At 66.5% G+C, this 14,361-nt stretch carries 11 protein-coding genes; 10 read left to right on the top strand and 1 reads right to left on the bottom strand.

All coding sequences use genetic code 11. From position 1 onward, the window contains the following. Positions 1 to 29: 29 nt before the first annotated feature. From ACZ66S_RS05375 to ACZ66S_RS05385, 3 genes are read left to right on the top strand one after another with little or no spacing between them, the layout of a single operon-like run. Complete coding sequence (locus tag ACZ66S_RS05375; RefSeq protein WP_469899827.1) at positions 30 to 2,825, top strand: Z1 domain-containing protein; 2,796 nt, start codon at positions 30 to 32, stop codon at positions 2,823 to 2,825. Further along, positions 2,822 to 3,826, top strand: coding sequence for a PD-(D/E)XK motif protein (locus ACZ66S_RS05380; RefSeq protein WP_469899828.1), 1,005 nt, complete (start codon positions 2,822 to 2,824; stop codon positions 3,824 to 3,826). Before ACZ66S_RS05375 ends, ACZ66S_RS05380 begins: the two co-directional genes overlap by 4 nt. After that, positions 3,819 to 5,819, top strand: a complete 2,001-nt coding sequence (locus tag ACZ66S_RS05385; RefSeq protein WP_469899829.1) for an AIPR family protein — start codon at positions 3,819 to 3,821, stop codon at positions 5,817 to 5,819. Before ACZ66S_RS05380 ends, ACZ66S_RS05385 begins: the two co-directional genes overlap by 8 nt. 678 nt (positions 5,820 to 6,497) lie before the next feature. Here the strand turns inward: ACZ66S_RS05385 and ACZ66S_RS05390 are convergent. Further along, the gene (locus ACZ66S_RS05390) at positions 6,498 to 8,426 is read right to left on the bottom strand and encodes a DNA cytosine methyltransferase (protein WP_469899831.1); all 1,929 of its coding nucleotides are present in this window, start codon (positions 8,424 to 8,426) and stop codon (positions 6,498 to 6,500) included. A 695-nt stretch (positions 8,427 to 9,121) separates the two neighbouring features. On the opposite strand from ACZ66S_RS05390, the gene ACZ66S_RS05395 reads away from it, so the two are divergent. The 7 genes from ACZ66S_RS05395 to ACZ66S_RS05425 all read left to right on the top strand — a co-directional run bounded on the left by ACZ66S_RS05395 (position 9,122) and on the right by ACZ66S_RS05425 (position 14,353). Continuing rightward, on the top strand, positions 9,122 to 9,787 hold the full coding sequence (locus ACZ66S_RS05395) for a hypothetical protein (RefSeq protein WP_469899832.1): 666 nt from the start codon (positions 9,122 to 9,124) through the stop codon (positions 9,785 to 9,787). 93 nt (positions 9,788 to 9,880) lie between these two features. Continuing rightward, a complete protein-coding gene (locus tag ACZ66S_RS05400; protein WP_469899833.1) occupies positions 9,881 to 10,771 on the top strand; it encodes an SDR family oxidoreductase in 891 nt (296 codons plus the stop codon). A 164-nt stretch (positions 10,772 to 10,935) separates the two neighbouring features. Then, on the top strand, positions 10,936 to 12,000 hold the full coding sequence (locus ACZ66S_RS05405; protein ID WP_469899835.1) for an acyltransferase family protein: 1,065 nt from the start codon (positions 10,936 to 10,938) through the stop codon (positions 11,998 to 12,000). 297 nt (positions 12,001 to 12,297) lie between these two features. Beyond that, positions 12,298 to 12,456, top strand: a complete 159-nt coding sequence (locus ACZ66S_RS05410) for a hypothetical protein (protein WP_469899836.1) — start codon at positions 12,298 to 12,300, stop codon at positions 12,454 to 12,456. A gap of 377 nt (positions 12,457 to 12,833) precedes the next feature. Next, positions 12,834 to 13,346 (top strand): SigE family RNA polymerase sigma factor, encoded by a 513-nt coding sequence (locus ACZ66S_RS05415; protein WP_469899838.1) that lies wholly within the window; start codon positions 12,834 to 12,836, stop codon positions 13,344 to 13,346. A gap of 8 nt (positions 13,347 to 13,354) precedes the next feature. Then, positions 13,355 to 13,756 carry a hypothetical protein gene (locus ACZ66S_RS05420; RefSeq protein ID WP_469899839.1) on the top strand — a complete coding sequence of 134 codons (402 nt, stop codon included), beginning with the start codon at positions 13,355 to 13,357 and terminating at the stop codon, positions 13,754 to 13,756. A 96-nt stretch (positions 13,757 to 13,852) separates the two neighbouring features. Continuing rightward, positions 13,853 to 14,353, top strand: coding sequence for a peptidylprolyl isomerase (locus tag ACZ66S_RS05425; RefSeq protein ID WP_469899840.1), 501 nt, complete (start codon positions 13,853 to 13,855; stop codon positions 14,351 to 14,353). The last annotated feature ends 8 nt before the right edge of the window (positions 14,354 to 14,361 follow it).

Consider the following 14,361-nt stretch of genomic DNA (forward strand, 5'->3'; position numbering starts at 1 on the left):
CGTCCTATCCCACCCGATCAGGAGACTCCGTGGACTCGACCATCGGTGAGGAACTGGCATACGCCCTGAAGGTTGCGATCCAGTTCCTGCCCGAGGACCGGCAGGCCACCCCGGCCGATGTGGCGACCGCGGTGTCGACTGCCATTGCCGTGGTTGGATTGAAAGGCGTCACGGTCGACCCAGCGATGTTGACGAAGATCGTGGAAGGTCGGACGAACGTCTTTCAGGAGGACTCGTCGGGTCTGCGGAGCGACGAAGACCACGTGCCATGGCTAGCGGATGCGAAGAACGACCGTACTTGGTCGTTCTGGCAGCGGTATGAGCGCTTCCTGACATACGTACGAGACATGCCGCTGTCGGTCGTCCGCGGAATCGACCGCAGCACGGACGAGGTTCTCGGTGAACTGGAGGACCCGCAACGCCCCGGGCCGTGGCGCCGCACCGGCCTGGTCATCGGACAGGTCCAGTCCGGGAAGACTGGACAGTTCATCGGCTTGGCCTCAAAGGCCGCAGACGTCGGCTACCGGCTGATCGTCGTATTTGCGGGGGTCCACAACGACCTGCGCGCCCAGACACAGCTGCGGATCGACGAGGGTTTGCTCGGCTTCGACACCCAGTACCAGCTGCGCTCCGACGAGGAGGGCGCGAACCGGTACATCGGAGTGGGAGCCATGGCCGGATCGGAGCGACTCCCCGCGGCGTCACTCACCAACAGCGCCGAGAAGGGTGATTTCGACCGGAAGACCGCCTCGAAGGCGAACCTTCCCATCGGGAACTTCCCCGTCGTCCTCGTCGTGAAGAAGCACCCCAAGATCATCAATTACCTGCGGACCTGGGTCACCGAGGTGCACGGTGACTGGGATTCCGGCAAGGGGCGGAAGATGGTACGAGACGTGCCTCTGTTCGTCATCGACGACGAGGCGGACAACGCGTCCATCAACACGGCCGACCCCGAGGCCGACCCGACGAAAATTAACGCGGCAGTCCGCGACCTCGTGCAGAGTTTCGACAAGGCGTCATACGTCGGTTACACCGCCACCCCGTTCGCCAACATCTACATTAATCCCGACGCCGACCACGACTTCCTCGGCTCCGACCTGTTCCCCGACAGTTTCATCCGGACCCTTCGGGCGCCGTCCAACTACCTCGGGCCGGAACGCCTTTTCGGGCTACGCGCCTTCGTTGAGGACGAGGACGACATCGATCCGCTGCCGCTCGTGCGACACGTCGAGGACGCTGCGGCGTGGATACCGGACAAGCACAAGTCGACCCACGCCCCAAGCACGGATCTGCCGGACACCCTCGTAAGAGCGATCCATTCGTTCGTCCTTACGTGTGCCGCACGCCGTGCCCGCGGCCAAGTCAACGTGCACAATTCGATGCTCGTGCACGTCACCCGTTTCACCAACGTGCAGGGCCATGTCAGGAACCAGGTCGACGACTACGTACGTCTCCTGCAGAGCAGCCTCCGGGACCGGTACGGCGCCGCCTCCTCCAAGGTCCTTGCCGAGCTGCACCAGCTATGGAAAGGCGACTTCGAGTCCGCCACCTCCTACTTTCCGGCGGACGAGGCTCGAAGGCTCACGTGGGAGGAGGTCACGGCCGAACTGCTGCCAGCCATTCAAAAGTTCCAAGTGAAGGCGATCAACGGAGCTGCGAAGGATGCTCTCGACTACTACGAGAACCGGCACAAGGGCCTCTCCGTCATCGCTGTCGGTGGACAGAAACTGTCCCGGGGCCTCACTCTGGAGGGCCTGTCCGTCAGCTACTACCTACGCTTCTCGAAAACTTACGACACGCTCCTGCAGATGGGACGCTGGTTCGGATACAGGACCGGTTACGAGGACCTGTGCCGTCTGTACATGACGCCCACGTTGGAGTCTGCTTACCAGGAGATCACCGCCGCCACGGACGAACTTCGCCGGGACGTAGAGGAGATGGCCGCTCTCGGCCTCACTCCACGCCAATTCGGCCTGAAGGTACGGACCTCGTCCCTCGGGCTGAGCATCACCGCGGCGAACAAGATGCGACAGGGCACAAAAGTGCGTCTCAGCTACTCGGGGGAACTCGCCGAGTCCACCATCTTCCCCCTCAGCAACGGCGTTCCGAAGAAGAACTTCGACAATCTGGAGACGTTCGTCGCCCGCCTGCTGCAGCAGGCGCCCCCGAAAGTCGACGAGGGGACGGGCGCCCTCGTATGGAAGAACGTGCCAGCCGAGGAAGTGGCCACGGGGTTCTTCGACTCCTACGAGGCCGCACGGGAATCCAGCCGCATCCGCCCGAAGTTCATCAGCGGCTACATCCGCCAGTGCGCCAGATTCGGAGAACTCGGCAACTGGACAGTCCGGATCGTGTCCCGCCGCGATGGTGCGGATACCGTCGATCTCGCCGGGCACACGGTCGGACTTGTCACCCGGGCCGCCTCGAAAACCGGCCTCCAGTCCGAGACCCGGCACACCATCAAACGTGTCCTCAGCCCTCGCGACGAGTCGCTGGACCTCGACGAGGCCCAGCGGAAGGCCGCCCTGGACGCGACGAGGAGGGCTGCCGAGGGCAAGCTGAAGCGGAACGGTGAACCACGCGACCCCTCTGTACCCACGGGTGCCCCGCTGCGCGCACAGCGCCGCACCAACCAGCCGCTTCTGCTGCTCTACCTCATCAAGGCGCCGGAGAGGTCCGGGCTGAAGGTCCCCCTCGTCGGGTTCGCCGCGAGCTTCCCGTTTTCAGGGCTACAGGGGAAGACGGAGTACGTCGTCAACGACGTGTGGTGGACAGAGGGCCCAGAAACGGACGACGACCTCTACGAGGACGAGGGCGAGCAGTGATCGACGAGAACCTGTGGAGGGAACTGGAGGCTCCCCAACCAGACAGCGGCCGGTCCACGCGACGTCTGTTCCCTGACTCCCCGCACGACATCCACCTCGGGGTGACCCATCCGGGTCGACGCCGAATGCTGCTGCTGCGTGCCGGCGCCCGGGCCGCCGACCTCGTCCGTCCCCTGCTGAGCGACCTGCCGCAAACGCACGGCCTGCATCTGTCCTGCAGCTCCCTGTCCGCGCGTGACTTCGAGCTGCAGGTATCACTCACGGCCGACGCCTTTCGTGAGGTGTTCACCCCTCTCGCGGAGGACATTGCACGGACCGTGAAAGACGCCCCCGGTGACACTGTGCTGGAGGCGGCGGTGCGCAGGTTCCTGCACTGGCAGCAGCTCATGCGCGCCGTGGGGGTTGACGGACTGGGCAAGGAAGCGCGGCGCGGTCTCTACGGAGAGCTGTACTTTCTGCGGGAACACCTTCTCAGCGTCCTGCCCCAGGTAACGGCGGTCGAGGCATGGACTGGGCCCGAGGGCACCAACCAGGACTTCCAACTGCCGACGTGCGCCGTCGAGGTCAAGACGACCGGCACAAAGAACCCGGTCACGCTGCGGGTCGCTAGCGAGAGGCAGCTCGACGACACGGGTGTCAGCCGTCTGTTCCTCCTGCTGGTCTCCCTCGACGAGCGGCGCGGCGGCTCGGGAGAGTCACTCAACACCGCTGTGGACCGTGTCCGCTCTTTTCTGGACAGTCCGGCCGCCGCTGCCCTGTTCGACGCTCAGCTGGTCCGCAGCGGCTACTTCCCCCACCAGCGGGAGCTGTACGACGAGCCCCGTTATACGCTGCGCCGTGTCGACCTGTGGGACGTGAACAGTGGCTTTCCTCGCCTCGTCGAGGCAGACCTGCCGAACGGGGTCGGAAGCTGCTCGTACGAGATCAGCGTCTCGGCGCTGGAGAGTCACCGTGCCACGGCCAAAGAGGTCACCGAATTGATCAGAGGTACTGATGGTTGAGCTGTCCCTTGCCGACTACGCCCGCACGCTCACGAATGACATACAGTCGCAGGCGGAGGCGGAGGGCGGTTCGATTCCCAGGACGTTCGCTCAGCGCGTGCTGGAGCAGCTCGAAGAGGGAGGCTTCGTCGCCAACACTACCGTCGCCTACCACGACGAACACGGCGTGATGGTCTACGGATTCGGCGTGAGTGAGGACCGCGACGTCCTCGACCTGTACACCGTCGACTTCCACCTGAACCCGGCCGTCGACAAGCTGACCAAGAACGAGGTACAGCGCGCCTACCGAAGACTGCTCGCCTTCCTCCGCAAGGCCGGAAATATCCGCCCGAACTTCCATGAGACGGACGAGGTGTACCAGCTCTGCGAGGGTGTGGAGAAGGCGTTCGCGGGTGCGTCGAAGGTACGGCTATTCCTTTTCAGTAACCGGGAGTCCACGGCCCGCAGCATGCCCGAGCCGACGGATTACCAGGGCACTCCGGTCACGTACGAGCTTTGGGACCTCGCCCGGCTGCACCGGCACGAGACCTCGGGCTCCCTCGGGGAACCGATCGTCGTCGACTTCGACCCCCCGTTGCCCTGCCTGTCGGCGGACAGCACCGAGCCCAACCACTCGGTGACGCTCGCCGTGCTGCCCGGCAGACTTCTCGCTGAGTTGTACGACCAACACCGAACGCGACTGCTGGAGCTGAACGTACGCGCCTTCCTGCAGACACGTGGAAAGGTCAACCGGGGGATCCGCCGCACGCTCCTCACCCGGCCCGGCCGGTTCCTCGCGTACAACAACGGGATAACTGCCACCGCCTCGGAGGCCGTGTTCGAAGAGGACGAGAACGGGAAGCGGACCGCCATCCGTAGGCTGACCGGCCTACAGATCGTCAACGGCGGGCAGACCACCGCGACGCTGCACCACGTCTTCAAAGGAGACAAGAAAGACCTTGAGGGCGTGGGAGTGCAGATGAAGCTGACCCTTGTGCGACCGTCCGACCTCATGGAGATCGTCCCGCTGATCTCCGAATATTCGAACACGCAGAACAAGGTCACGCTGGTCGACTTCTCCTCGAACGACCAGTTCCATGTCGACTTCGAGAGGGTCAGCCGCTCCCTGTGGGCGCCGGCCGTAGAGGGCGGAGGGCAGGAGACCCGGTGGTTCTACGAGAGGGCCCGCGGCCAGTACGCCGAGGAGGAGGCGAAGCACACGACGCCCGCGGCCAAGCGGAAGTTCAGGATCGCCCACCCGCCGAGGCAGAAGTTCGCCAAGTCGGATCTCGCGAAGTACGTCAACTCGTGGAACCAGCTGCCGTACCTGGTCAGTCGGGGCGCACAGAAGAATTTCACCGAGTTCCGACTGCTGATCGAGCAGACACCGCCCGTGGTCGACGTCGCGTACTGCCAGCGAGTCATCGCCATGAGCATCCTGTTCAGGGCCATCGACGCGGTCGCCAAGGAGTGCGAAGCAGGCAGTCACAAGGCCCTAGTCACCGCCTACACGATGGCTCGTCTCTGTGCGGCCACGGAGAAGCGCATCGACCTGGACCGGATCTGGCGGGAGCAGACAGTCACTGAGGCCCTGCATGATGCCGCGGCCGAGCTTTGTCCCCTCGTGATGGAGATGGTCATCCAGGAGGGCAAGCACGTGACCGAGTGGGCGAAGAGCAGCAGGTGTTGGGATGAGGTGTCCCAGATCGAATGGCAGGTGCCAGACGCTCTCGCTGCCGAGCTTCTCGACAGGCCGGTCGAGTTTCTCGTGGACACGCGCGAGGAAGAGGCGGAGCGACTAGCCCGCCTGACGGAGATCGGGGCTGAGGAATGGGAGACGCTGGGCGAGTGGGCCCGCCAGACTCGCAGCCTGGACCCGTCCGAGCAGCATGCGGCGACCCTGGTCGCCACCAAGCTGGCGACCAACGGGAAGATCACGTCCAGCCAGGTGAGACAGGGCTTGGAGATTCACGACAAGGCGTGCAGGATCGGGTTCAACCCCAGTGTCCTCTAGCTCACACAGGAAGTGCCGTCTTGTCACGGCGTCTACTTCCCACAGTATCCCGAACAGTTCTCTGCGGGACACGACACGATCCTGCCTTCACCGTCGTGGCATTTAGAGACGAGAGTGCCCGGCGACACGCCGGCCTGCATCTGAAGCCCGAGGACAGTTCGTCTTGGCCCTGGTCGCGGATGACGAGTGCAAACGGAAGAGTGTGGAAGGCGTCGTAGCTTGGCAGCAGGAGGCTGGCGACAGGAGCGGTAACCGAGGCAGGGGATCTACGGAGAGAAGCCACCACCTTTGGGGGCGCCGTCCAGGTAACAGCAAGCCGAAGATCACGCTGCGAAACGCCGTGCACCGGCTGGGCCGGCTACAGACTCCACCGGCAGGTCGCCCCTGCCGTATCGCGGACTTCGCACAGCCCCGTCACCGAATCGCCCTCGTTGTCGACGGTTGCTTCTGGCACAGTGCCCCACCCATTGCGCCCCAGTACATCGTGGTCCGAACCATAGCGATGGACTGAGAAGATCGCCTTCAATAAGGCTCGAGGCCAGAGGAACACTGCTGACGTCAGATGGTTGAAAGGGCCGTGGTCTACGTGTGGGAGTGCGAAGAGCGCGCCGATCCGGAGGGTGCGGCCAAACGTCTTCTGCAGCTCAGCATCCGCAGAACGAAGAGCTCAACTACACCCTAGTCTTCGGCAGCCTCGTCACCGAAGGTAACGCTGTACAGGTCTTGCGCCGCCGGCTTCCCCACGCAGTGCTTTGCCAGCGGGCACCACGGGCATCCAGGCTCGCGTGACTTGCAGAAGTCATTACCGATGACTCGGAGCGCGGCCATGCGCAACGAAGCGTTGGTCCCCGCGCCCACTAGACGAACCAGGTTGACTCTGCCGTCGGTCAGCTTGTTCGTGCGGTCCGACTCACTGTCGTTGACACGGGCCCCGACACGCAGCGCGCCCTGCGTCACCAGCAAAAGGTCTTGGTCCCCGAGGAGAAGTGTGTACAGGGCCTCTTCGGAGGGCTTAAAACCAAGACGCTCGGGCACGTCGTGCTTCTTCTCGTCACGCCAGCCGTACCGGTCGTCGACAAGAGGCGTGAGGCGGGTCAGCTTGTCCAGGGCTGCCTTCGTGGGTGCCTGCTCCAAAAGCCGCTCGAACACCTTCTTGGTGACGCACTTCATGCCCCTGACTGTCTGCATGATGTCGCGGAGCTCGCCCTGCTTGAGGCGGCTGCCAGACAGCAGCGCCACCACTGCAGCTTGCGGGGACGACATCTCCGGTCCGGGGTATTGGTACCAGCCGTCCTGTTCGCGGGCGGCCTCGGCCCAGCGGCTCAACTCGTCCCGGACCCGTCGCCAGTGCGGGGTGAGCCCCGCGGCAGGAGACTTTCCCTCGACAGGGGCAACAGCCAAAGCTGCAGCCTTTCCCAGCAGCGATGGTACCGCGTTGCCGATCTGCCGGAACGCGTCACTTCGGGTGCCAGCGAACCGGAACCGGTCGGGAAAGGTCTGGATGCGGGCAGCCTCCCGCACTGTGAGGGTGCGAGGCTGCTCGGGGTGGATGTACCAGTAGCCGTCCTTGGCAATGTGCGCGGTGATCGACCGGCTGAGCTCTTCCCAGTCGAGCTTCTTGTACTTGTCAGTGAAGCTGTCCGCACGGTACCGGCGCAGCTCCGGCGGCAGGTCCGAGTACAGGGTCCTGGAGTTCATGTGCCGGGAGAAGATCTCCCAATCGTCCTCTCGCACCCTGCGGGTCATGTGGTCGTGGACCACATCATCCTGCGGTACGTCCCTCCGCATGAGGAAAGCGAACCTGGATAGCTTATCGGGCTCCCGGTAGGGCAGCTCACGCTCACCGACACGCTTGCGCGGCTCGACTTCAAGCTTCGGCAGGTCGGAGATCGCTTCGTGAAGCGACACGGGCGTGTCCTGCTTCGGTGTCCAGTCGAACTGCTCGACGTCGTTGCGGGCCAGCAGTATCAGCCGCTTGCGGTGCTGTGGGACCCCATACTGCCAGGCGTCGACGAGACGGAGCTGGGTGGCATAGCCCAAGTCCTCAAGCTTCTCCTCGATGATGCGGACGACGGCGAAGTCGTCTCCGAGGCCCATATCCGGCACGTTCTCCATAAGAACGGCGCGTGGACGTACACGAGTGACAACGTCCAGATAAGCCCGCCACAGTTGCTTGCGGTGGTCCTGTGGATCCCGTCCATGATTGCGGACCAAGTCCCTGATTTTGCTGCGTCCGGCGCGGCTGAACGGCTGGCACGGCGGTCCGCCAGCCACCAAGTCGATCTCAGCCTGCAGCAGAAGAGCGACCAGCCTGTCACGCACATCCGGGTTTCCGAGGTCCATGTGGAGGCTGAGGCCAGCGAAGTTGGCGGCGTGCGTCTCAAGCGCACGCTCGTCGAAGTCGACTCCTGCAGCGACGGTCCAGCCGGCCTGCTCGAGGCCGAGGCTCAGGCCACCCGCACCCGAGAACAGGTCGACAGCAAGGCGCTCGCCAGCGTGGCGTTCCAGCCACTCGGCAAAATCCTCCTCAGTGCAGCTCTCCGGGTGCCGGGGAAGCTTGAGGTAGTCAGACCGCTCCAGGGGAACACCGTACTTCCCCTTTGTCACCGCACAGCCCTCCTACACAGACGGGATCGACGAGCACCAGGAGAGCACAGACGGCCACTCGAAGCAACGGCCTCGCGGGGCAAACAGTACTGCGCACACCGGATACTTCGCCGACCCAACAGCAGGATCCGTGAGGGTTGGGCGCAGTGTCGTAGTGCCCCGTTCATCCGCCCACAGATCTGTAGCCAACGAACCCTGAGGTGAAGATCCTACGTTGCGTTCTGCCGCCTCTCCCCCAGAGTCCAGCGTCTCGTGACCAATCCGCTCAGTGTGAGCGATCTTGAGTCTTACCTGACGGAGAGGCTGAGGAGGCTCCCAATCGATCTGAGAGCACCCTGCTCCCCTCACCATGTGCGATGCCGCAGTCACGCCAGGGTACGGAGGTACGCCGAATGATAGATATTTCTGCCCTCAGAAGCAGCCAAAGCGCCTACGCCAGTCGCGCAGCACTCGTGGACTACCCGTGGACGGCCTCGCGTCCAGGGCGACATGTGGGCCTCTTGACCAGCGGGCTTCCGTGAAGCGCATGGGCCCTCCGGAGCCGTGTGCGCAGGTTCGAATCCTGCCGGGGGCACCTTGGATTAGGTGCCCAAAGACCCCGTCACCAGCGGAAACGCTGAGGCCGGGGTCTTCGCGTATGTGCGGGCGGAGTGGGCGTGGTCGGGGGTAGGACTGGCCTGCGGTTGGATGGGGCGGTGACTGTTCGGGATGTTGTTCTGCGGTTGCCGGAGATTGATGTTCTTCGTGAGCACTGTCGTTCTCTGGCCATGGTGGAGGCCGTGCTCCAGCGTGAGGGGGCGTATCGGTATCGCTCGTATGACGATCGCTGGGCCCTCGGGGAGTCGTTGGCTTCGATGCAGAACGGGTCGGGGGATGAGTACTCCATCGTTTTCTCGGCCGCCGGGGCTTACGTTCGGGGGTTCGATCATGAATCGCCCATGAGTCCCTATGTGGAGGACGGGCCCTGGCCCGGGGTGATCGACGACGTTCCCGAGGTCTTCCGGGCGTACGTTGTGGAGCCCGCGTTCTGCGATGACGGTCTGCCGTGTGTCACCGCGTGTCTGTGGCGCCTGGCAGGGGACGACGGGTGGAGCACCGGGGCCATCGACTTTCCCGACGGGGTGACGGGTGATCCGGACGGTGCCGACTTTCTCTTTCACCTGTTGGTGGACCGGTCACCCGAGGCGTTTCAGGAGTGGGCCGAGGACTACTACGAGGTTCCGGTGGACCTGGCGGCCGTTCGGCACGTCTTCTCCTCGCGTCCTCTCAGTGAAGACGTGGTCCGTGCGTTGAACTCGGAGATCTCCCTGGCTGACCTTGCCGAGGACATCGCGGAGATCGGCTATCCGACGAGTGCATGAGTGCACCGGTGAAGGGCCTTGATCGCTTTTCGCGGTGGTCGCCTGGGGAACCCGTCTCCTCGTCCGTGTTCCGCCTACTTCGAGGAGGCCGCCGTGGCCGAGCAGGAGCGTGCCCAGCAGGATCCCGTGACGCAGCATCCGCAGCCCGATTTTCCGGCGCAGGATCAGCCGCATCCGGGCTGGACCGGGCCGATGGATCCGCCGCCGGATCACGGTGAGGAGTCGTATCGCGGTTCCGGGCGGCTGGAGGGGCGCAAGGCCGTCATCACGGGTGGGGACTCCGGGATCGGGCGGGCGGTGGCGTTGGCCTACGCCCGTGAGGGTGCCGATGTGCTGTTCACGCACCTGCCGGAGGAAGCGGACGAGGCGCGCGAGACGTCCCGGCTCGTCGAGGACGCCGGCCGCAAGGCGGTCGCCGTCTCCTGTGACATCCGTGAGGAGGACAACTGCAGGGCGTTGGTGGAGCGCGCGGTCGCCGAGTTCGGGCGGATCGACGTGCTGGTGAACAACGCGGCGTACCAGATGTCGCAGCCCGACGGCATCGAGGCCATCACGACCGAGCAGTTCGACCGGGTGATGCGCACCAACCTGTACGGGATGTTCTGGCTGACCAAGTTCGCCGTGCCGCACATCCCGAAGGGCGGCAGCGTCATCAACTCCACGTCGGTGCAGGCGTACAAGCCCAGCCCGCACCTGCTGGACTACGCCATGACGAAGGGCGCGATCGTCACCTTCACCCAGGGGCTGGCCCAGATGCTCGCCGAGCGCGGCATCCGCGTCAACGCGGTGGCGCCGGGCCCGGTGTGGACGCCGTTGATTCCCGCGACGCTGCCCGACACCGCGGAGTTCGGCAAGCAGAGTCCGCTCGGCCGCCCGGCCCAGCCCGTCGAACTGGCCCCGGCCTACGTGTATTTGGCCTCTCAGGAGGCGAGTTTCGTCACCGCGGAGATCCTCAACGTCACCGGTGGCACGCCCCTGCCCTGATCGGCCGTGCATCGCTGGAGTTCCGGCATTCCGGCGGTGCTCCGAAGCCTGCGCCCGCCGCGCTCTGCTAGAAGCGGGCGGCTGCCTGAGGGTCGGCCCCGCGGGGGACGGCTCGCACACAGGTACGGAGTTTGGGCTGTTCCCGCAGTGGTGAGGCGCCGGGGATGCACGAGCAACTTGTCACGGTCGCCCACCGGCAGAGACTCGCGGCGCAGCGGCCCGCGGAGCGCGACGCCTTCTTCGACAACGCCAAGTACCTGGCCATCGTCCTGGTCGCCGTGGGGCACGCGTGGGAGCCGCTGCGCGACGGGAGCCGGGGCGTGTCCGCGCTGTACCTGCTGGTGTACGCCTTCCACATGCCGGCGTTCATCGTCGTCTCCGGCTACTTCTCGCGGAACTTCGACGCGAGTCCGGGGCGGTTGCGGCGGCTGGTGACCGGGCTCGTCGTGCCGTACGTCGTGTTCGAGACGGCGTACACGCTGTTCACGCGGTGGACGGACCGGGCGCCGGACCGGCCGGTGAGTCTGCTGGACCCGCTGTATCTGACGTGGTTTTTGGTGGCGTTGTTCGTGTGGCGGCTGACCACACCTCTGTGGCGGCGGTTGCGGCATCCGGTGCCGGTCGCCCTCGCCGTGGCGATGCTCGCGACGCTCACGCCCTCCATCGGCGACGACCTCGACCTCCAGCGGGTCCTGCAGTTCCTGCCGTACTTCGTGCTGGGCCTGTCGCTCCGGCCCGAGCACTTCCGGCTGGTGCGCCGGCGGGCGGTACGGCTGCTCGCCGGGCCGGTGTTCGCGGGTGCGCTGGTCGTGGCGTACTGGGCGGTGCCGCGGATGAGCGGGGCCTGGCTCTACCACCGCGACAGCGCCCGCGAACTGGGCGGGCCCGCCTGGTCGGGGCCGGTGATGACCCTGGTCACCTTCGGGTGCTCGCTGGTCCTGGTCACGTGCTTCCTCGCGCTGGTGCCGGGCCGGCGGACCTGTTTCACCGCGCTGGGCGCGGGCACCCTGTACGGCTATCTGCTGCACGGCTTCCTCATCCAGGCCGCCCGCTCCTGGGGCTGGTACACCCCTCACACCCCGCTCGGCGTGGCAGTCCTCACCCTCATCGCCGCGACCGTCGTGACGGCCCTGTGCACCCCACCGGTCCGCCGCGCCCTGCGGTGCGTGGTGGAACCGGAACTCCGCTGGGCCTTCCGCCGAGAATCCCCCCGACCGGCCCACCCCTGACCAACACGGCGAGCCATCGGCTCCGGGCCCGTGCCCAAGCTGACCGGGACCCGTCTGCCATCGGCTCCGGGCTCGTGGTCAAGTGGGTCCGGCGACCGCCTGCCAGCGACCTCTGCCAGCAGCACCGCCCCCTGAGCAAAGACCACCTGTACTGGGACCAGCAACCAGTCCCCCGATCGCCCGGGTCTCCGCCCAACCACAACGACAACCCGGCCCGCACCCCCGGCCGGCCCCGGCCCCGGACCGGCGCAGGAACCACCCCCGCCGGGGCCGGCACTCCGGGTCGGCTACTTCGACGTGCGCTCCGCGACGGACGGCACCGGGCTCGGTGCCGTCGGCCTGGCCGGGGCGGGGCTCGGGGCGGTCGACGGTCGCTCCTTCGGCAACACCGACGGCACCGGGCTCGGCACAGTCGTCGGCTCGGCCGGGACCGGGCTCGGCTCGGACGCCCCGTGAGAAGGAACCGGGCTCGGCTCGGCCGGTCCCTCGGAGGGGACCGGTGACGGCACGGTCGAGGGGGCCGCGGACGGGACCGGGGACGGGTTCGCGGAGCCCGTCGCGGCGCCCGCGAGGGCGGTCCAGCCGCCCACGGCCACGGCGGTTCCCGCGAGGACTCCGATCAGGAGGCGGCGGGTGGGTCGGATGGCACGGCGGTTCGTCAAGGCTGGCTCCTCTGTGGTCGGTCGCTTGCGTGAGAGGAGTACGGGGCGGCGGCCGGGACGGGTTGCACGGACCGGCGCGGAAAGTTTTCTCGCGGGGCGTGCAACCTCGTGGAGCGTTCCGCCGTACCTCTGAGGGACAGGTGTGACGGGTTCGGCGGAGGGTCGGGGCGGGTGCGGGAAGCAGTCCGGGAGCGGGAGTTCCGGGAGTTCGCCGAGGCCCGGCAGGGGCAGCTCCGACGCAGCGCGTATCTGCTGTGCGGGGACTGGCACCAGGCCCAGGACCTCACCCAGACGACGTTGATGAAGCTGTACGCCTCCTGGGGACGGGTCCGCCGCGACGGCAATGTCGAGGCGTACGCCCGTACGATCCTCACCCGCGTCTTCATCGACCAGTACCGCAAGCGCACGTGGCGGGAGGAGCCGACGGAGGAGGTGCCGGAGCCGGTGTCCGCGGAGCCGCCGGTCACGCCCGAGCTGCGGCTGGTGATGCAGGCCGCGCTGATGGAACTGCCGCCCCGCTACCGGGCGGTCCTGGTACTGCGGTTCTGGGAGGACTGGAGTGTGGAGCAGACCGCCGAGGCGCTGCGCGTGACGCCGGGCACGGTCAAGAGCCAGAGCGCCCGCGGGCTCGTCAGGCTGCGCGGGCTCGTCGAGGGCCTGGCGGGCGAGACGAGCGGGAGGTGAGGCGGCAGATGTACGACACGGACGAGTACGGGGAGGGCGGCCGCGTGCGGGACGCCTTCGAGGTCATCCTCGACGGCACGCGGGAACCGGCCCTGCCCAGCGTCACCGACGCGGCTGTCGCCGGCGGCCGACGGATCCGCCGCCGTCGTACGGCGGTCTCGGGCGCCGTGGGAGCGGTGGTGGCCGCCGCCCTCGCGGCCGGGGTCGTGGCCGCGCTGCCCGGCACCGGGCCCGGCCGCTCCTCGGAACCGTCGGTGCCGCTGGCCCCGGCGAGCAGTGCCCCGCCGACCGGCACCGGCCCGGCGCCCCCGTCGACCGCTCCCTCCGAACCCTCGGTCGTTCCGTCACCGAGGCCCGGCACGACCGGCATCAGCACGGGTGTCGCCCCGGTGGCCTCGCCCTCGCCGTGACGGCCGGCGGCCCGCGAGGAGGGGAACGCCCCGGGCATCGGCACCGCCGTGTGACAAGATGCTTCGGTCATGCCCCACCAGAAAGGGACGATTCCCATGTCCAGGGTCGAGCTGACCACTAATTTCGGCCGTATCGTCCTCGAGCTCGCCGACGCCGAGGCGCCCAAGACCGTCGAGAACTTCCTGAAGTACGTCGGCAACGGGCACTACGACGGCACGATCTTCCACCGGGTGATCAACGGCTTCATGGTCCAGGGCGGTGGCTTCACCCCGGACATGGTGCAGAAGCCCACGCTCGCGCCGGTCCCGAACGAGGCCGACAACGGTCTGAAGAACACCGCGTACACCGTGGCGATGGCGCGCACCAGCGACCCGCACTCGGCGACCGCGCAGTTCTTCGTCAACGTCTCGGACAACGACTTCCTCAACTTCACGGCCAAGAGCCCGAACGGCTGGGGCTACACCGTGTTCGGCCGGGTCGCCGAGGGCCAGGACGTCGTCGACCAGATCAAGGGCGTACGGACCGGCAGCAGCCGCGGTCACGGCGACGTGCCGACGCAGCCGGTGATCATCGAGTCCGCGAAGGTCGTCGACTGACCTCTCCG

Source organism: Streptomyces sp. NPDC107471 (assembly GCF_055582845.1).